This is a genomic window from Cellulophaga baltica, assembly GCF_900102165.1.
GTDB classification, from domain to species: Bacteria; Bacteroidota; Bacteroidia; order Flavobacteriales; family Flavobacteriaceae; genus Cellulophaga; species Cellulophaga baltica.
The window spans coordinates 102,240-120,951 of sequence record NZ_FNBD01000011.1; the positions used below are offsets into that span (position 1 = coordinate 102,240).

At 32.8% G+C, this 18,712-nt stretch carries 21 protein-coding genes; 5 read left to right on the forward strand and 16 right to left on the reverse strand.

The annotated features are described in order from the left end of the window. Positions 1-3: 3 nt before the first annotated feature. The 4 genes from BLQ19_RS16915 to BLQ19_RS16930 form a co-directional block, all read right to left on the reverse strand. Entirely contained in the window at positions 4-1,722 is a 1,719-nt protein-coding gene (locus tag BLQ19_RS16915; protein ID WP_074539120.1) for a GMC family oxidoreductase, read from the reverse strand. A gap of 38 nt (positions 1,723-1,760) precedes the next feature. Further along, entirely contained in the window at positions 1,761-2,474 is a 714-nt protein-coding gene (locus BLQ19_RS16920) for a carboxylesterase family protein (RefSeq protein ID WP_074539121.1), read from the reverse strand. Positions 2,475-2,585: 111 nt separating this feature from the next. Then, positions 2,586-3,254, reverse strand: a complete 669-nt coding sequence (locus BLQ19_RS16925; RefSeq protein WP_024480265.1) for a bifunctional 4-hydroxy-2-oxoglutarate aldolase/2-dehydro-3-deoxy-phosphogluconate aldolase — start codon at positions 3,252-3,254, stop codon at positions 2,586-2,588. A 222-nt stretch (positions 3,255-3,476) separates the two neighbouring features. After that, entirely contained in the window at positions 3,477-4,364 is an 888-nt protein-coding gene (locus BLQ19_RS16930; RefSeq protein WP_074539122.1) for a LysR substrate-binding domain-containing protein, read from the reverse strand. A gap of 67 nt (positions 4,365-4,431) precedes the next feature. Between BLQ19_RS16930 and BLQ19_RS16935 the strand changes: the two genes are divergently transcribed. From BLQ19_RS16935 to BLQ19_RS16955, 5 genes are all read left to right on the forward strand, one after another. After that, positions 4,432-5,337: a DUF1338 domain-containing protein gene (locus BLQ19_RS16935; protein WP_074539123.1), complete on the forward strand. Its 906-nt coding sequence runs from the start codon at positions 4,432-4,434 to the stop codon at positions 5,335-5,337. A 149-nt stretch (positions 5,338-5,486) separates the two neighbouring features. After that, positions 5,487-6,533, forward strand: a complete 1,047-nt coding sequence (locus BLQ19_RS16940; RefSeq protein ID WP_254788413.1) for an alpha/beta hydrolase — start codon at positions 5,487-5,489, stop codon at positions 6,531-6,533. 32 nt (positions 6,534-6,565) lie between these two features. After that, positions 6,566-6,979, forward strand: a complete 414-nt coding sequence (locus BLQ19_RS16945) for a DoxX family protein (RefSeq protein ID WP_029448747.1) — start codon at positions 6,566-6,568, stop codon at positions 6,977-6,979. 6 nt (positions 6,980-6,985) lie between these two features. After that, on the forward strand, positions 6,986-7,969 hold the full coding sequence (locus BLQ19_RS16950) for an NADP-dependent oxidoreductase (protein WP_074539124.1): 984 nt from the start codon (positions 6,986-6,988) through the stop codon (positions 7,967-7,969). 47 nt (positions 7,970-8,016) lie between these two features. Further along, positions 8,017-8,895 carry a phospholipase A gene (locus BLQ19_RS16955; RefSeq protein WP_074539125.1) on the forward strand — a complete coding sequence of 293 codons (879 nt, stop codon included), beginning with the start codon at positions 8,017-8,019 and terminating at the stop codon, positions 8,893-8,895. Positions 8,896-9,102: 207 nt separating this feature from the next. Here the strand turns inward: BLQ19_RS16955 and BLQ19_RS16960 are convergent, their stop codons facing one another. The 12 genes from BLQ19_RS16960 to BLQ19_RS17015 form a co-directional block, all read right to left on the reverse strand. Then, on the reverse strand, positions 9,103-9,690 hold the full coding sequence (locus tag BLQ19_RS16960) for a hypothetical protein (RefSeq protein ID WP_024480258.1): 588 nt from the start codon (positions 9,688-9,690) through the stop codon (positions 9,103-9,105). A gap of 27 nt (positions 9,691-9,717) precedes the next feature. Continuing rightward, positions 9,718-10,479 carry a hypothetical protein gene (locus tag BLQ19_RS16965; protein ID WP_074539126.1) on the reverse strand — a complete coding sequence of 254 codons (762 nt, stop codon included), beginning with the start codon at positions 10,477-10,479 and terminating at the stop codon, positions 9,718-9,720. 151 nt (positions 10,480-10,630) lie between these two features. Then, complete coding sequence (locus BLQ19_RS16970; RefSeq protein ID WP_074539127.1) at positions 10,631-11,425, reverse strand: hypothetical protein; 795 nt, start codon at positions 11,423-11,425, stop codon at positions 10,631-10,633. Continuing rightward, on the reverse strand, positions 11,422-11,775 hold the full coding sequence (locus tag BLQ19_RS16975; protein ID WP_074539128.1) for a hypothetical protein: 354 nt from the start codon (positions 11,773-11,775) through the stop codon (positions 11,422-11,424). The genes BLQ19_RS16970 and BLQ19_RS16975 overlap by 4 nt, the downstream gene beginning before the upstream one ends. 108 nt (positions 11,776-11,883) lie before the next feature. After that, on the reverse strand, positions 11,884-12,216 hold the full coding sequence (locus BLQ19_RS16980; protein WP_074539129.1) for a hypothetical protein: 333 nt from the start codon (positions 12,214-12,216) through the stop codon (positions 11,884-11,886). A 100-nt stretch (positions 12,217-12,316) separates the two neighbouring features. Beyond that, complete coding sequence (locus tag BLQ19_RS16985; RefSeq protein WP_074539130.1) at positions 12,317-12,718, reverse strand: hypothetical protein; 402 nt, start codon at positions 12,716-12,718, stop codon at positions 12,317-12,319. Positions 12,719-12,738: 20 nt separating this feature from the next. Next, on the reverse strand, positions 12,739-12,999 hold the full coding sequence (locus tag BLQ19_RS16990; protein ID WP_074539131.1) for a hypothetical protein: 261 nt from the start codon (positions 12,997-12,999) through the stop codon (positions 12,739-12,741). Positions 13,000-13,280: 281 nt separating this feature from the next. Next, entirely contained in the window at positions 13,281-14,411 is a 1,131-nt protein-coding gene (locus BLQ19_RS16995; protein ID WP_139150275.1) for a hypothetical protein, read from the reverse strand. Positions 14,412-14,805: 394 nt separating this feature from the next. After that, the gene (locus BLQ19_RS17000; RefSeq protein WP_074539133.1) at positions 14,806-17,133 is read right to left on the reverse strand and encodes a hypothetical protein; all 2,328 of its coding nucleotides are present in this window, start codon (positions 17,131-17,133) and stop codon (positions 14,806-14,808) included. Between the two features lie 10 nt (positions 17,134-17,143). After that, positions 17,144-17,656: a hypothetical protein gene (locus BLQ19_RS17005; RefSeq protein ID WP_074539134.1), complete on the reverse strand. Its 513-nt coding sequence runs from the start codon at positions 17,654-17,656 to the stop codon at positions 17,144-17,146. A gap of 34 nt (positions 17,657-17,690) precedes the next feature. Beyond that, positions 17,691-18,476 carry a formylglycine-generating enzyme family protein gene (locus tag BLQ19_RS17010; RefSeq protein ID WP_074539135.1) on the reverse strand — a complete coding sequence of 262 codons (786 nt, stop codon included), beginning with the start codon at positions 18,474-18,476 and terminating at the stop codon, positions 17,691-17,693. Continuing rightward, the coding region (locus BLQ19_RS17015; protein ID WP_175444446.1) for a formylglycine-generating enzyme family protein at positions 18,476-18,712 on the reverse strand (237 nt) is incomplete at its 5' end. The genes BLQ19_RS17010 and BLQ19_RS17015, both read right to left, overlap by 1 nt.

An 18,712-nucleotide genomic window follows, 5' to 3' on the forward strand; every position in this document is an offset into this window, starting at 1 on the left:
TCTTTAGATGTTTTGCATTTTAAGCTGTTCTACAATATAGTCTGATGTTCTCCAGGATAGGGCTAGAATAGTCCAAGTAGGATTCTTATCTGCCTGAGATACAAAAGGACCTGCATCTACAATAAAAACATTATCAACCTCATGCAGTTGTTGATGTTGATTTACAACAGACGTTTTTGGATCATCACCCATTCGGGTAGTACCTACTTCGTGTATAATTTCTCCAGGAGCATAAATACCATTTTTCTGGGCCATTGTTGGTTTATCACCTAAAACAGTACCGCCCATATTATGAATAATCTCTTCAAAACTTTCATGCATATGCCCTACTTGTTTTATTTCATGGTCTGTCCATTCGTACTTAAACTTCAACACTGGAATCCCGAATTCATCTACTTTAGTAGGGTCTATATCACACTTATTCTCTTTTTGAGGTATAGACTCTCCACGGCCACCAAAACCAACGGTAGAACCATAATATTTTTTTACTTCCTCTCTTAATGGGTTTCCGTAGCCCCCCACTTTTATACCGAAATATTTATTAAAATCGTTGTGATTAAATCCAAACCCATAGCTAGGCATTCCCATTCCTCCCCATACTTCAATATGGTAGCCTCTCGCAAAATCTAGTTTTTTATTATCCAACCACCATGGTGTATAGACATGCATTCCTCCTACACCATCTTCGTTATACATTTTACGATTCATTAAATCAGGGATAAAAGCAGACCTACTCCCTCCTGTTGAATCATGTAAATATTTTCCAACAATATCACTACTATTCCCTAAACCATTAGGGTGTTGTTTGCTCTTTGAGTTCAAAAGAATACGGGCAGAGCTACAGGCTGACGCTGCTAGGACAACGATTTTTCCTTTTAATTTATATTCTTTCCTATCTTCTTTATTAATATAAGAAACTCCTGTGGCTTTCCCTTCTTCATTGGTTGTAATTTCGCGTACCATGGCATTGACAAAAAGATCTATTTGTCCGCCATTTTTTTGAGCAGGGAAAATTAAACAAGTCCCTGATGAAAAATCTGCATGCACAGAACATGCGCGAGAGCATTGGCCGCAATAAAAGCAAATTCCTCGTTCATCATTTATTCTTTTAGTAAGCATGGACATTCGCGATGGGAACACCGGAATATTAGACTTTCTAGCTCCTTTGATATAAAACAACTCATGCAATCTTGGTTTTGGCGGGGGAAGAAAAAATCCGTCTGGATCATTAGGCAAGCCTTCATTGGTACCAAATACTCCTATTAACTTATCTACTTTATCATAATATGGCTTTACATCTTCATAGCCAATTGGCCAGTTATCTCCTAAGCCATCAATACTTTTACGTTTAAAATCATTAGGACCAAAACGTAATGAAATTCTACCCCAGTGATTGGTTCTACCTCCTAACATTCTAGATCTAAACCATCTAAAATTTGTCCCTTCTTCATTTGTATAGGGCTCTCCATCAATATCCCATCCGCCATAGGCACTATCAAAATCTCCAAAAGGTCTAACTGTATTTGCCCCTCTTCTAGGAGACTCATACGGCCATTTAAGTTGTGTTTGCTGTTCTGGAGCTCCAGGATCAAAATAAGGACCTGCTTCTACAACAGCTACTTTTAAACCTGCTTCTGCCAGAATTTTGGTCGCCATGCCTCCTCCAGCTCCCGAACCTACGATTATGACATCGTACATGGTAGAATTTTCTATAATCTGCATAAATTGATACGTTTGGTTGCTAATTTATCGGAGTTAAGTTACATCTTTTTTTGATTCTTAAACCATTTATACAATTTTGGATCCTTATAAACTACATCCCAAATGGCATGACCGTAATGTTCATAACTCGTTAAAGAAACATTATATCCTAAAGATTTTAGCCTATGCACCATTTCTTCAGATTCCGCATACGGAATAATAGTATCATTCTTTCCGTGAAAGACTTTTATAGGTAAATTTTTGTCCATCCAATGCGCATAAGGTGTTGGTGCCATTCCGCAAACAACCGCCAATGCTGCAAATTTTTCAGGAAATGCTATAGCTAAGTCCCAAGCCGCAGCTCCACCACGACTCAGCCCTGTTAGATATATTTTTTTTTCATCTATTCGGTTTTGCGCAACCACGGTATCCAACAATTGCATTACCGCTTCTGTATTCCACATTTTTGTAGGCTCTTGTAATTGTGGCACAAGAATTAAAAATGGATATTCCGTACCGTCTATCAAGGCATCTGGTGGAGGCATTTTTTCTTGTCCTTTCTTGGGGATGCTTCCAGAGCCATGTAAAAACAAAAGAATTCCATATGTTTTTGTCGTCTGTACCTCATAGTCTTCCGGATAATACAGATAATAATCCATTGGTTTTGTTACTACTGTTTCTAGATGCCCTTCTATAACGGTAGATTGACTAGCACAGGATAGTATTTGAAAAGTAAAAAATATTAGGGCTGTAATTTTCATTATTTTAATCATGTAGCATTTTAAAAAGGAAAAGTTACAAAAAAGACACGTGGCTGCATAAAAAAAGCCCTGATCATCAAAATTGAACAGGGCTTAGTGGTTGTAGTTGTTTCTATGTAAAACTTACGCTCTTAATCTTTTGATTAAAGCTAATGTTTCTCTAACTGTTTTTTCTAAACCAGCATAATCTTTGTTTGCTAAGACTTCTTTGCTAATAAGTTTAGATCCCATACCTACACAAGTAACACCAGCATCAAACCAACCTTTTAGGTTAGCCTCATCTGTACTTACACCACCTGTAGGCATAATGCTTGTCCATGGTTGTGGGCCTTTAATTCCCTTTACAAATCCAGGACCATATAAATCTCCAGGGAAAAGTTTTACAACTTCACATCCTAATTCTTCAGCAGCATTTATTTCTGTTAAAGAACCACAGCCAGGAGACCATAATACTTTTCTACGGTTACATACTTTTGCAATATCAACACGTAATGAAGGAGTAACGATAAAGTTAGCACCCATTTGCATAAACATAGAAGCTGCAGCTGCATCTGTAATAGAACCTACTCCTAAGATCATTCCAGGAAGTTCTTTGATTGCATACTTGTTTAATTCAGAAAAAACTTCAAAAGCGAAATCTCCTCTAGCCGTAAACTCCATTAAACGAGCTCCACCATCATAAACTGCTTTTAATACTTTTTTTCCTAACTCAACATCAGGATGATAAAATAAAGGAACCATTCCGTTTTCCTTCATCACATTCGCTACTTCAATTCGAGTGTACTGTGCCATTTTTTAAATATAGTTTTAGTTTTAAAACTAGGCTGAAATCAAATTAAAATCAACCTACTTATAATTTTATTTGTTGTTAAATTGAATTCAAATGTACAATTTATAATTTTTATTTAAACGATTAACCACCAATAAAAACGCAATAATTTTAAAAATTCACATTTTGATTATCTATCGTATAAAAAATGAAATAGCAAGATACCCTTCTGGAATCTTTGAAAATTACAACTGCTCTAAAAACTGATGAAGGGCGGCATTTTCATTCGCCTTCTTCCATACCGCAAAAAGGGATGTGGTATGACTGACATTAGTTAATTCTATAAATTTTATTTTATAATTAAAGTCGTCTCGCAAAGAATTTGGCACAATTGCAATGCCCATTTTATTTTCTACCAATTTAAAAATAGTAGGCCCGTGAATAGATTTATGAGAAATTTTAGGACTAAAACCATATTCCGCACATAAATTCAAAATCTGTTGGTAATACAACGGACTATTCTCATTAGGAAACAGAATGAAAGATTCTTCAGAAAGTGCTCCTATATTCTCAAAATTACTGGCGTCAATAGCATGATCTTCTGGCAGCACTAAAGAAAAATTTTCCCGGTACACCAATTTTAGCTGCATATTAGAAGTCACCGAATTAGAGCGCATAAAACCAACATCAAGCGTATCATTTTCCAGCGCTCTTAATTGCTCTTTATTAATAAGCTCTTCTAATTTCAAATTAATCTTAGGGTGCAATGCACTGTATTTTTTAATTATTGGCGGCAAATAGCGGTACATCGCAGAACCCACAAAACCAATAGTAAGCTGGCCTTCTTCTCCTGCTAACTGAGAATGCCAATGTGCAAGAGCATCATCTACTTGTTTTAGTATCTGTTTTGCTTGCGTTACAAATAAGGTGCCTGCCGTAGTGAGTTCTACCTTTCTATTGGTTCTCTTAAACAATTGACGGCCAAGAATTGCTTCCAGCTGTTTTATTTGCTGGCTTAATGCAGATTGTGATATAAAGAGAAGCTCCGCACTCTGCGTATAGTGCAAATTTTCTGCCAACACCAGAAAGTAACGAAGCAATCTAAACTCTAATTGATTTGTTTTACTTATCATTTAACACTTAATAAGAATTGTTTCAAATTAAAAGTACACTTATTTTTGATTAAAAATAAACTTAGCAATGGTTACATCTAAAATAAAAGCCTTAGAGGCTATACTAGAAGCCTTATTTATTCCCTACAGAAATAGCGTCCCTGATGTTTTAAAAGTTACCAATGGAATGATTGCCGAGGGTATAATTACTGAAGAGCGCGAAATTATTAATGATCATATTGCTTTTAGAACATTAGGAGTACCACACTTGGGGATCACTTCTTTTGAAAAGATATTTTTGCACTATGGTTATGAAAAAAAAGACTATTACTTTTTCGAAGGAAAAAAGTTAGACGGCTACTGGTATGCCCCTACGGCAGATCACCTACCAAGGATTTTCATGAGTGAATTGCGCGTTCAAGACTTGTCTGAACAAACGCAACAAATTATCTATAAATACACAAAACACATCACTAGTGACCCTGTAGACGCATTAGACTTAGATGCTACTGAAGCTGTAGGATCTTTTTTTCACAAAGCACTTTGGGAACTCCCTACCCTACCAGATTATTTAGCACTTGCAGCTGAAAGCGAGTATGCGGCTTGGGTTATTTACAACCGCTACTATTTAAATCATTACACCATTAGTGTACACGACTTACCTGGCAATTACAACACAGTAGAAAAATTTAATGCCTTTCTTGAAGGCTTAGACATTAAACTAAATACCGCCGGAGGTAAAATTAAAGTAAGTCCAGACGGACTCTTAAAACAAAGTAGTACGGTGGCCAAAACATTTGACGCAACATTCGCCAACGGAGAAGTCTATACTATATCTGGAAGCTATGTAGAGTTTGCCGAGCGTTTACCACTGCCTGAATTTACCGCTAAAGGACTTACTAGTTTTACACGCCAGCAAAGGCGTGATGGCTTTGAATCTGCCAATGCCGATAAAATATTTGAAAGCACGTATAACGAGCAGACAAAAAAATAAAAGATTCAGACTACTTGAACCCACAAAAATCCCTTGATGTAACTCAAGGGATTTTTTTTTGTAGCACCCTAGGCATACATATGGCAAAAATGTACTTTTTATGATGCCCAAACATATCCACAACTAGAAATTTTGTCAGCTTTACACCTGTGGCATTATTACTGCAATTAGATGTAAAAGGAAGTTCCTATTTTATAGAAAAATTAAGTTCGATGCGTCAAGAAGTCCCCTTAAAAAACAGCAGCTATATACCTGATCTTCTGGGTGATGGATTTGAACGATTGACGCTAGAATTTCCCCCTGATTACGAAGGAGAAGTTATCGCTACTTTAATTCGCAGCACTACGCACAAAACATCTGAAAAAGCGGTTTTATATGTTCACGGTTTTAATGATTATTTCTTCCAAAAAGAAATGGCATTAAACTTTAATGATCATGGATATAATTTCTACGCGCTAGACTTGCGGAAATATGGAAGGTCTTACCTGAAGCATCAAAAATTTAATAATGTCCGCGCTCTATCAGAATATGATGAAGAAATACACCAGGCATTACAGCTCATCAAATTAGAAAACAATCATCAGGTACTTTTAATGGGGCATTCTGCTGGCGGATTGATCACCACCAATTATGCGGCAAACCATTTGCATAGTACATTATTTCATGGCTTGATAGGCAACAGTCCGTTTTATGAGTTTAATTTAGGGCATTTTACTAGAACACTGGTAGTTCCTGTTGTTGCCTTCCTAGGTCACTATTTTCCTAATATTCGTATTTCAGGAATACCTTCTGGAAGTTATGGAAAAAGTATCCATGCAGAGAGTCATGGCGAATGGGCCTATTCTCTGACGTGGAAACCTCATGAAGTGCCCAAAATAAATTTAGGTTTTATCACTGCCATCTATACTGCTCAAAAAAACATCCGAAGAAAACAAGTTATAGGTATTCCTACTCTTATACTGCATAGCAGCACTACTGTTCATGAAAAAAATTGGTCTGAAAAATTCCAAGAAGGAGACGCCGTTTTAAATGTTGATCACATAAAAAAATACGCAAACAAATTAAAAGGCACTATTACGGTGGTGGAGATAAAAAAAGGCTTACACGACTTAATTTTATCAAAAAAACCAGTAAGAGAAGCCGTTTACAAAGTATTATTCGATTGGATTAACACTAATTTTAATAGGACGCACTAAATATTATATACCGCCGTATCTATGCAAAAGATATGCAAACAACAACTTTACAACATATATTCAGAGTCCTATTAGCACTCTTTATGATTTACGCTGGCTATAGCCATTTAACGTTTAATCGGATAGATTTTCAAGCCCAAGTACCTGACTTTATTCCTATAAGCAAGGACTTTGTTGTGGTAGCATCAGGCTTTGTAGAAATAGCATTAGGGCTTGCCCTGTTGCTATGGACCCAGCATAAAACAACTATAGGGTGGATTCTTGCCTTATTCTTTATCTTAGTATTCCCAGGAAATATTGCGCAATACTTAAATCAGAAAGATGCCTTTGGTGCTCTAAACTCAGATAAAGCCCGATTAATAAGACTCTTTTTTCAACCTGTGCTCATTGCATGGGTACTTTGGTCTACTGGCGCATGGCAATCTTGGAGAACCGCTAAAAAATAACATATTATGAAAGCATTACAAATAATTCAATACGGAACCCTAAAAGACAGTCTATCTATACAAGAAGTAGAAAAACCAGAAATTAAGGCCAATGATATTTTAGTAGAAGTTAAAGCAGCCTCGCTAAATCCTATAGATTACAAACTAGCCGAAGGACACTTAAAAGATATGGTTCCTCTAAACTTACCTACCACCATTGGATATGACGTAAGTGGAATTGTGATAGCACTAGGCGATGACGTTCAAAATTTTGAACTTGGTGATGAAATTTATGCTAGGGTTCCTCAGGAGCAAATGGGTACCGTAGCCGAATATGTAGCTATTAACGTTAAATACGCGGCCAAAAAACCACTAAATAGTTCTTTTGAAGAAGCTGCTGCACTGCCTTTAGCTGGTCTTACTGCGATACAAGCTCTAGAACGTGTAGGTATTAAAAAGGACGACAGAATTTTGATCCATGCGGGATCTGGCGGGGTCGGGAGTTTCGCTATTCAGTATGCAAAAATTAAAGGAGCTATTGTGTATACCACCACCAGTACTAAAAATGTAGATTGGGTAAAAGCCCTAGGTGCAGACCGTGTTATAGATTATAAAACTGAAAATTACCAAGATGTTGCTGAAAATTTAGATATTGTTTTTGACACCTTAGGAAATGACTATACACTTGATGCTTTTAACATCATTAAAGACGGCGGGAGCGTAACGAGTATTGTTGGGCCGCCAGATGAAGAAACAGCAAAGCAAATGGGAATGACAGATTACACGCTTCCAGAAAAGTTAGCGCAGTTAATAGAAAAAAAATTGGCCACTTACAAGCTTACTTGGATGCAACCAAACGCAGCCCAATTACAAACCGTTGCAACAATGGTAGATGCCGGAGCTATAAAACCTATTATAGATTTAATTTACCCATTTGAAGATGGTGTTTCTGCCTATGAATATTTAGCGGAGGGTAGCGCAAAAGGAAAAGTAATTATTAGCCTTACGTAAACTAAGAACACTACCTCCTAGAAATTATAAAAGCAACTACTACTAGCATGTATACAAACAAAACAAGTCTCTTTAAGTTTCCCGCACTGCTCCTAATCATAACGTGTATCTTTTCAAATAGTGTAAAGGGGCAAACCCTAACACGTGAGGCATTTAAAGATACCATGCAACAAATTCCCTATTTCACCATTCATAAAGATAATTACTTTATAACGGGTGTACCCACTAATAAGGAGATAAATAGTACCACGGCCAACGCTAAATATCAAGTTAGTTTTAAACAAATGATTACGCGCGATGTTCTGCCTTGGGAAACATATTTGTTCTTGACCTATAGCCAGAAAGCATTTTGGGATGTCTACAAGGACTCTTACCCGTTCAAGGAAATAAATTTTAACCCTACTCTTGGTGTGGGTAAAGCTTTTTTTGATAAGAACGATAGGATACGAGGTATCGGTAATTTATATTTTGAGCATGAATCTAATGGAAGAGATAGTATTTATTCCAGAAGTTGGAATCGGCTTAGCGCAGAATACCACCGTGCAGTCGGACCTAAAACGATACTGACTATAAAAGGATGGATCCCGTTTGGCTATAAAAGCGGAAACCCAGAGTTATTAGACTATGTAGGTTTGGGGGAATTGACGGTATCTCATGATTTTAGGGAAGATAAATTTAGTCTTGAAGTAAAATTAAGAAAAGGGTTACAATGGGATGCCAAAGGCATGCTCCGAACTCGTTTTTACTACAGACCTTCTAAGCACAAATCTAATCAATACATTATGCTAGAATGGTTTGCTGGGCAAGCAGAAAATCTAATTAATTACGATCGGTTTACTTCAATGGTTCGTGTAGGGTATGTGATTAAAACCGATGAGCTTAATTTTTTAAAAGGGCGAAAGTGCTACTACCCATTTAATGAATAGCACTCGTACAAGTGTTTTGGATAAGGTTAGATCGTATATAGGTCAAAAGCCTAAAATTAAGTCAGTGACAAGAAATTTATTACTTCTGAATTTACAGCTATTTCAAAATTAAATTCATTTATAAAGCAGCAAAAGCAATGTAGATTCTAAATCAAGAGACTTTGAAGAGCGGGAGTAAGCTATTTAGCTGTAAATCTCCATTTTCAATTACTTTTCAACTTTTATCGTATGTCCCAGACCTAATTCATTTTCATAATTATAAAAACTAAAGGAGAGATACCCTCTTATGTCATCAGTAATCTTCTGTTCAAAAAAACGAACTGCTATTTCACTTTTACTAAGATCATAGACTTTTCTCCCTCCATTTTCTTCTAAATACACCGCATTTTCAAAGAGGCTATTTTTTTCTTTACTTTTAATAAACATCCTATATCCAATGTAAATATCGAAAACCTTAGTATCGTGACCCGAAAACTTAACGCCTGTTGGAGGAGGAGCTAATTTATGCTTATCTGTATAAATCAAATACTTACTGGGATTATGATATCCAGAACCACCTCCGGAATTCATACTAAGCCTGCTTGTTCTTATAGTGTTTGAATAATTACTTTTTACCTTAATTCTATAGGGTTTTAATAAAATTACAACCACACTATCAGCCATAGTGATAGACTCCATAACTTTAAGGGGCGCATCGGTTTTCTCAAAACTTAATTCTACGTTATCTTCCTGAGATCTACAAGAAGTGACTATTGACACAACTAAAGCAAAAAGGATATAGGCATGTTTTCCCATTTTAAATTATATTATTAATTCTAAGGCTTAATGTAAGTCCACCGAAAGTTCCTGAATTTCTGCAATATCTAAAGCACCTATAGCGACATCAAATTTTAAATAATTCTTGTTCATTTTTAAAAGATTAGAAAACACACAGGCTTTATTTTCATGCTGAAAATCTTTAAAAGAAGCTTTAACACTAGCTCTAAATTTCAACGGCACTCCATTAATAGCAATATTATAATAACTAAGGGTATCTATATTTTTTGCTTTTACCGTTAGTAATATCTTATCAATAGCACCGTCCTTGACCTCTTGAACCACATGATGGACATTTGTATTTAAAAAAGCTTTATGATCTAAATAGGTCTGTTCCATTTTAGCCAAGGCCAATGAATTTTCATAAGGGTACAAATTTGAAACTACAGTTTGTCCTTTTTCAACTCCTATAGTATTTACTTGTATATAATTAATAGTACTTAAAGTAACACCAGTAATTGGAAATGTAGCGGTAACAAAACCAGTTTGAGAATTTAAATAGAAATTTGATGCGCTTTTTTGTCCGATAAGATAACTGGAATCTTTTTCCATGTAGCCCATACTTGCCAACACATTCTCTAAACTGTAGTCGTTTTTATTTTCAAAAGATCGTTCGTCTAGCTCAAAGCTTACTTGAATAGAATCTATTGTACAATTTTCGTTAAAATAACTTTTTAATTCTACTTCATTTGTACTCGAAATTTTATGACTGGTAACTAAATCACATTTTGAACTACTTTGTTGTTGCTCTTCCTTTTTTTTAGGCATGCATGACGAAAGCAGGAGAATGATACCTAGTACTTTTATAAAAATAAATTTCATGGCGATTTAATCAAGGTACTAAAATAATAGTTTGGAATTTCTCAAACCATCTATCTGAGAATAAATTTTTAGAAAATTTTAATTCATCGTGTGCTATTTATCTCAATTCTTGCTCAAACCTCAAGACCCTCCCATCATTAGACCTCAGGATTATATTCTTTCCGTTCCATTTAAATAAGTAATTAATATCATCCAATTTCATTTGGTAATATCCATCTAAATAGTAACCTGTGAAATTAAATGTCTTGAAATTTTGAGAGTTTACAACTTCATTTTTTAATACATCAAAAGTAACAGCCTCATCAATTTTATTTTCATCAACATCAAACAAATTATAAGAGTTATTAAACACTGAAACTGCAAGAATATTTTTTAGCAAGTCAGGATCAGTAAATTGAAAAGAGCCAATACCATCAGTATACGAAATACTATCACTTTCAGTAATAAAGCTGATCTGATTTTTACGCTTAGCTATAAAAATTGAATCCGAATATTTATAATTGTTCTTATTCCAATTAGTTAAATAGTAGGTAGAATCATTAATTTCTAAAACTCTGACTTTTCTATAATCAAGATTAGCACTTTGGGAAAAAATAATTTTCTTTTCCCAATTTTCAATATGAACAGATTCAAAAGGATATTCCGTACTATTTCGTTCTACATAACTAATTCCTTCGCAATAAATATCTTTTACAAAATTAGTGGGAAGCCATGATTTATTGTTAACTGACTTTAAATAATCATGCATTAAATTGATACTGCAGGGTGTAATGCCCTTTTGCAAATCTAAAGGACTAGTATTTATACTTACTGAATCTGGCTTTGTGGTCTTTTTATTTATACAGGAGTTTAATATAAAAAAAAGCATAATAGCGTTAACTGCATTCCTCATTTGACACCTTTTATTTTGATAAACTTGCCATCATCTGAAATTTTATAACGCTCATAGCTAACAGTTTCTACTTCAAAGCCATCTATATTTTGAAAAGTCTTTACATGCCAAATGTAGTTTTCATCTATATAACAAGTTTTATTCACTAGCGTTTCTATGCGAGAAAATTCGTAAGTAGGTAGAACATCTAGAACCAGACCATTTTTCACGACTAAATATATGGGATTATAATGTATATTATTCTCGTAGGCAACAAACCCAAAGACCCTATTTCCCTGTGTATCTGGCAGTTTTATAAATGCTGAAACCTTAGGATTTAATGGGGTAATTCTGGAGTCATTATATTTCAAAAGTATTTTATTAATTTCAGAAATACTTTCTCCTAAATTGAAACTTTTATTTTCGGGTTGAGAAGCTAAATTGTCTTCTTGATTAAAGTGAATAATTGAAAAATATGCTTATGCATAATCTATACTATCTTTAGACGTATACCCCTCTTGCAGTAAAGAGCCCTCTAAATAACCCCCACCACAATACCAATGATCTGGAAAATCAGAATCTATTATCTCCTTTTTCCCATAAGGGAGTTCCATTTTCAGTGACAAAGAATCTAGTATTTTTACATCAATAAAAGTATTCTCTTTTTTCGGAGAATTAAAATTTTCAAAAGATTCTAAATAATTTGTACACTCCTCTGCTATATCAACAGTTATTTTATCCTTACTTGAGTTCTTACAAGATAAAACGTTAAATACACTAATTAATAAAAGACCTACAGTTAATTTAAACATCGCCCCTAAAGTATTATAGTTTTTTTTAATTTATAATAGATTCGGAAATTGTAAATTATCTCGCTCCCTCTTTATTAATAGACATTACAATTTAGAACAATTAATCGATCATATTAAAGTAACCTTCTTTATTAATTGCAAACCTCTCTTTTCGCTTTATAACCTTTGGTTCATCATTGTCATCAATAAAACCATCCTTCTCTTCGTCGTAAAAATTTTCTTCTATTTCATTTAGTTCTATATTAAATTCTTCATCTATTATGAAATTATATTCATAATTAATTTCCCACAAGAATCGGATATAAACGATAAGATAATCTATTTGTTCTCTGTTTTTGTTGAAATTGGTCAAAATAAAGAATACTCCTGGAATATCATTTTCCCCAAAATATTTGACTAAACTTCCTACCGTAGTAAAAGCACCATGCGAATATTTAAAAATCGGATAAAATTCTTTTTCTGGTATATTATAAAAAAAATTATCTACTGGTTTAGGAGACATTTCTTCATTGAAGATATCACCTACAAATACCTTGTTTTTTTTATAAAATCACTCTTAATTCCATAAATACCATCAACCTCATAAACAAATTTAGCTATAGAATCATGAGAAAAAGGCAAAATTAATTCTCTTAATTCGGGAAATAATGAATCTTTTGAAAGTAAACCATTTTGGACATCTATATTTTCTCGAACTTCTCTTTTATCGTTAATAGCCTGTTTTTTGTTTGCATCTAGGCAATTAATGTTCAGTACTATTATCAGTAGAAGTAAAATTCTCATTTTATAATAATTTTAGAATGATGGAAACAAACTTCGTAATTTCTCCCGACTTAGCGGAACTTACAAAGTCAAAAAAACTATTCTGAGCTCAAAACATGAAAGTAATGCAAGCACGAGCGTGACGCTCGCGCTATCGGGGGTTGATTTTTAATCTTTTCAACAATAAGGAACTGCTACTTCCTGATATTTATTTCGTCTTTTAAAATTATTTAACAATTAAAGTATAATAAAATGTTTGTAAAAATAGAGTAACACATTAATACTTATACTAAAAAGTAATATCACATTTTTATGTTATCTATTTCCAAAAGAGCTTTACCATTAACTATAGTAATTAGAAAGAGTTGATTATTTCTGTAGATTAAATGTATTTTTATTCTTTCGCCTACCTCCACATCATTAGAGATTAAAGCCTTTTCAACTTTATCCTCTAATAAACTAATTTTAGTTACAGCAGCATTATCATTATTAGTACTTAAGAGAAAAATAACATCATCACTTTCTGTTGCACTAATTAATTCAGTATTTAAATGATAATTTATTTCTTCTTTTTCACCGTTTAAGCCCCAATATATAACCGAAGTTTCTTTTGTATCTTTTACAAGAAATATCTTTTTTTTAGATTTTAGATAACCTAAATGCATAATAGAATTTGCATCAACATATTCGGACCATTTTTTGTTTAAATTTAGATCAAACATTTCTACTTTAAATGGAAATTTATCGGCTTCGAAGTAGGACATATTTGAAACGACAACCAAATATTTACTTTCAATCACCATACATTTTATAGGGTTGTAAGCAAAATCGTTATTCGCATTTTCAAACTTTTCTTGATTTAATATATTAAACGATTTATCAATTTCAGAAATGACTAATTTACTTTCACTTTCTGAGTTAGAAGTAACACCCGAAAACCAATCAGATATGTAAAATAACCTATCATCACTTTCTAAAAGGAAACACATAGCGTTAGGATATTTTGAAATACCCATGTCTTTCTCTAAAACAATCTTAAAATTTTTATCATATTTAGTTAGTACATCTGTAGATTTGGTGTTTTCACCTAAGGTTCTTGGGATGGTATTAAGAACAACAAAACCAGTGTCTAATAGAAGAAAATCTTTAGAAAAAGCAGGTAATTTTATCTTCTTCTTATCAAAAAGTATATTATTATTTTGAAAGCTGAGAAAATCTAATGTACTAATAGAATCCCAATTCGTAGCTCTATCCAACAAAACATTTTTATTTTCGTAAAATTCAAAGTAATGATTATCATTCAAGTATCTAGAATAATGATAAATATCATTAGTTAAAGGGGTTATATCTTTTTTTTTCTTACAAGCAAAAAAAAGAAAAAGAAGAAAAAAAAGATATAACTTGAAGTTCATATTAATATTTTTTTGAGACACTCTTCTAAAATCTGTGTAAGTTCAAAATTTCAGGATTAAATTATTTATAGTCTAATCCTGTTTTCAAAAATAGCTAAATATTATCTTTACCTCCTTTCATCTGTAGGCTTCCCTAAAAATGTAGGCTTCCCTAAAAATAATACCATTTGATAGTATCTGTTGTATTGTTTTTATTTCCCAACTAGTACCGTAATCTTTTATTTTGCCTCTATATTGTGGATTAATTATATCCATATCATTTAATAAAAAATACCAATTAAATTCCTCCCAAGTTGTTTCGTACTTATAGAATAACTATCTAAAGTAACCTGATGTTCATACGCAATTGCAACTCCATTTTTACCCGTCGTAAACGTACATCCTTCTACAAATAGAAAATTAGTTTTTGCTTCTTCTAAAATTTGCTCCTGTTCTGGGGTTGCTTTTCCTTTTCAAACTTATCATCCAATTCAAGTTTGTAAAGTTTTAAAAGCTTTTCTGCTCGTTGAGTAGATAACTCTTTTAATTCTGCATGTTGCCTTAATACTAAACTACAGTCTATTACTTCTGTCTCCAAAGCTTTACTGTAGTCTTCTCGTATTATACTATTTAAATAGTTTATTTTTTTATCGAAAACCTGAAAATCTTCAATATTTTCCGAAGCAACGGTACCAATTTCCACATTTAACTCAAGATTATATTTTATTTTATATTCTTTATTTAGACTCGAGGAATCTTCTTTTAATTTATCTGAAATATCTTCTAAATAATTCTCCATACCAATTACTTTTTCACAATCAGTCTCAAAAGGGTCAATATATTTATATCCTATCAATAAAATGGAAAAAATAAAAACACCAACTAAGAACGTTACTACTGGTTTTTTAAATTTTTGAGTGTATTTCAAATTATTTCTAGCACCAAAACTTAGAAAACACATCCCAATTAAATAGTTTAATAAAAAAACAATTGTTATATCGTCATAGTTCACCTCTATATCATCTAATGATGGGTTGGTAATAACATAACTAACAATTATGTTTAAAATAAATGAAACGATAAAAAAATGTAGGTAGCTAATTTCATTTTTTATATTCCAATATTTGACTATAAATAATAATCCTGAAAAACAAGCTATGCAAAAAGCATACACAGCTATAAATGGTTCATCATCATATATATAAGGAAAATTACTTGCAAAGTAAACTAAAAATTCACTAAAGAAAGCTGCTACTATTGCTACTAGAAACCAAATAAATAAAAATCCAAAAACACCAAATAAAATATGTTTTAAACTTGGTTTATTTACTAGTGAAAAAAAGATTGTTGTTATTAGCAAAATACTCAATCCCGAAACAGGAACTAGCTTGGACCAACCAAATCGTGTATCAAATATAGAATGGATTGTATCTTCTAAAAAAGGAATATTTGCTACATATAGTATTAGAATACATGAACTTAACAGTAATCTATTTACTTCTACTTGATTTGTATGTTCTAATTTAATGCTTCGTGATTTCTTGTCTTTTAGGACAAGAATTATCACTAAAAAAATAAAAATCAAACCTCCTATTAATATTTGAATATTTGGCTTTACGTATTCAGTTTCCTCACCCTTGTGATACTTATCAGTGGATGAAAGTGTGCCATCCTCATCATAATAGTTCCAAATACCGTCATTTAAACCTTTATAATAGTTTGCTGAAATGTGTAAATTTCCATTTCTATAATATGATTTCCATTTACCTATTTTTTTACCGTTTTGATAATTTCCTTCTTCTAGCACTTTATTAGCATAAAGTTCTTTATAAAGTCCATGTTTTATTATTCCATAATTGTCATCACTATAGTCTGGCTTAATGTATTCTCTTTTCCCTTCCTCGTTTACTTTTTTAAAGTTTACAATTTTTTGTAGCTCGTTTGAATTGTTATTAACATAGAATTTTTTTTCAACACAGGTAGCTGAATCTTTAGTATATGTACATATAGCTTGATATTCAAAGAAATAATCATTTGAACGCATTCTCTCTTCCCACTCTCCAAACTTTATGCCATGTACATATTTTCCTTTTTCTATACATTTACCTTCTTTTGTATATGCATAGAAATCACCATCTAATTTCCCTTCTACATCATAACTCCCTTGTTCATTTAGTTGCTTGTTGTCATAAAATACTTTATATGGACCAAACATTTTTCCATCTAAAAAATTTTGTTCATTAGACAGCTCTCCATTTGGGTGATAGCGATATTGTATTCCTTCTTTTTTTCCTTTTACATAGTTTTCTACTATATATAGTTCATTATTAGAACCATATTCAAATTGTTTTCCTTCTTTTCTACCATCAATTAAATTTGCTGTACTTTTAAGTAAACCTTCACTATCATAAGTTGTATTTTTTTCTACTTTTAAACCCTCTTTATTTGTATAATTTTCAATTTTACGATAATAGTCATGATAAATCGTAGTTTTTCCATTTTTCGGATGTTTGTATTCTTCTGTCCATGAACCAAGGCTACCATCATCAAAATAATTAATAATATAGCTCCCTTTACCAAATTCTTTATTTTGGTATTCACCCTTTCCTACAAAAATATATTCTTCTAAATCTTTGTCATATATTTTTTTTAGCGAAATTTTCCCCAATACAGGATGTTGAACTGTGCCATTTCTAATGCTTTGCGCATTAATATAATAGGTACAAAATAAAACGCACAATACACTAATAATTATTTTTTTCATTTACAAATTATCATTTAAGGCTTAATCTAAATTGGTCAATTTCTTTCCAATCGGATTCTTTTTTATATAAAGTATTTTTTAATTTATTTATTGCCCATTTTCTAAACAATGTGGTATCTGTAATTATAGTATCTTTTCTAACAGGCTGCTCATCAAGAGCATTATCTACATTTAAACCAAACTCAAAAATCAATTCATTAAATTCTTCTAAATTATTAGTGCCAATTTTAATTAGAACTTTTGACCTATTAGTTAACACAGAATCAGGATAAACACTAAAATTCACTTCACTAAATGAAGCAAGTGTTGCTAAATATTCCGCTTTTACTTTAGGAGGAACATATCTTACCATTTCAGGATTTTCAGTTAAATTATCTACATGTCTATTTATTTTATCGGTCAAGTTTGGAAAGTTTAACCTCATAAACTCATTATCATCTTTCTTTTCTTCTTTACATCCTATAAGTAGTAGCACGAATAGAAGACAAACAGAGATTCTTTTTTGATAAGATTTTTTTTTCATTAATCCAAATACTTATCTTGACACTCAAAAACCATTACTCTATTTTAGTTTTCTGATTACAAGCACAACGGAAACCTCCGCCAAAACCATCTTGTTCAGGTTCTCTAGAGCTACGTATATACACAGAATTACTTAAAGAGTGAAACCCACGGATTACTTTTACAGTACCAGAAACTATAGTATCGTATCTTGGATTGGTAATAGGTTCTTTCGGGTACAAAACAAGCCAATCATTGGTCCATTCAGGTCTACCACCAGACATATCATAAACTCCTAAAGGATTGGGAGGATAGGGCCCTACTATAGTATCATAAGCAGGGTAGTTTCTTTTCTCTGTGAAACTCCCTTCTATCTTACCACTATCAGTAGCATGTTCAACATTTAAACCGCGGCTACGTGCCGCAAATTCCCATTGAGCTTCGGTTGGTAAATCTATAGGTAAACCAAGTTGCTTGCCTAACCATTGACAGTATGATTGCGCTTGGTACCAATTCATGCCAACAGCTCCAAAATTTGGTCCCATATCTTCTTGATTTCTATAATTAGGATAAATAAGCTCTAAGTTATTCAATGCTGTGTACAAGTCAAACTCTTTCCATGTTGTTTCATATTTACTTATAGAATAACTATCTAAAGTTACTTGATGCTCCCTAGCAATTGAAACACCATTTTTACCCATTGTAAAAGTACCCCCTTCTACAAATACAAAATTAGCTTTTGCATCTTCTAAAATTTGCTCCTGTTCTGGTGTTGCGCTTTTTTGTGAGTTGCAACTTTGAACTAGTATGTAAAATAAGAACAAAAACAATTTTACACACATTACTTTATAGGGGTTTTTTGATTACATACACAACGAAAGCCTCCGCCAAAGCCATCTTGTTCAGGATCTCTAGAGCCTGATCTACTATATACAGAATTACTTAGTTTATGAAAACCACGAACTACTTTTTCAGTTCCTGAAACTATAGTATCGTACCTAGGGTTTACAACAGGTTCTTTTGAATATGACGCCAACCAATCATTAGTCCATTCAGGTCTACCACCAGACATATCATA

Coding starts and splice junctions, on each gene's coding strand:
- BLQ19_RS16990 (WP_074539131.1), bottom strand. CDS start 12,999: ATGAGAATTTTACTTCTACTGATAATAGTACTGAACATTAATTGCCTA.
- BLQ19_RS16965 (WP_074539126.1), bottom strand. CDS start 10,479: ATGCCTAAAAAAAAGGAAGAGCAACAACAAAGTAGTTCAAAATGTGAT.
- BLQ19_RS16925 (WP_024480265.1), bottom strand. CDS start 3,254: ATGGCACAGTACACTCGAATTGAAGTAGCGAATGTGATGAAGGAAAAC.
- BLQ19_RS16930 (WP_074539122.1), bottom strand. CDS start 4,364: ATGATAAGTAAAACAAATCAATTAGAGTTTAGATTGCTTCGTTACTTT.
- BLQ19_RS17005 (WP_074539134.1), bottom strand. CDS start 17,656: ATGAAAAAAAAATCTTATCAAAAAAGAATCTCTGTTTGTCTTCTATTC.
- BLQ19_RS16960 (WP_024480258.1), bottom strand. CDS start 9,690: ATGGGAAAACATGCCTATATCCTTTTTGCTTTAGTTGTGTCAATAGTC.
- BLQ19_RS16935 (WP_074539123.1), top strand. CDS start 4,432: ATGGTTACATCTAAAATAAAAGCCTTAGAGGCTATACTAGAAGCCTTA.
- BLQ19_RS16955 (WP_074539125.1), top strand. CDS start 8,017: ATGTATACAAACAAAACAAGTCTCTTTAAGTTTCCCGCACTGCTCCTA.
- BLQ19_RS16915 (WP_074539120.1), bottom strand. CDS start 1,722: ATGCAGATTATAGAAAATTCTACCATGTACGATGTCATAATCGTAGGT.
- BLQ19_RS16970 (WP_074539127.1), bottom strand. CDS start 11,425: ATGAGGAATGCAGTTAACGCTATTATGCTTTTTTTTATATTAAACTCC.
- BLQ19_RS16920 (WP_074539121.1), bottom strand. CDS start 2,474: ATGATTAAAATAATGAAAATTACAGCCCTAATATTTTTTACTTTTCAA.
- BLQ19_RS17000 (WP_074539133.1), bottom strand. CDS start 17,133: ATGAAAAAAATAATTATTAGTGTATTGTGCGTTTTATTTTGTACCTAT.
- BLQ19_RS16980 (WP_074539129.1), bottom strand. CDS start 12,216: ATGTTTAAATTAACTGTAGGTCTTTTATTAATTAGTGTATTTAACGTT.
- BLQ19_RS17010 (WP_074539135.1), bottom strand. CDS start 18,476: ATGTGTGTAAAATTGTTTTTGTTCTTATTTTACATACTAGTTCAAAGT.
- BLQ19_RS16985 (WP_074539130.1), bottom strand. CDS start 12,718: ATGTCTCCTAAACCAGTAGATAATTTTTTTTATAATATACCAGAAAAA.
- BLQ19_RS16945 (WP_029448747.1), top strand. CDS start 6,566: ATGCAAACAACAACTTTACAACATATATTCAGAGTCCTATTAGCACTC.
- BLQ19_RS16950 (WP_074539124.1), top strand. CDS start 6,986: ATGAAAGCATTACAAATAATTCAATACGGAACCCTAAAAGACAGTCTA.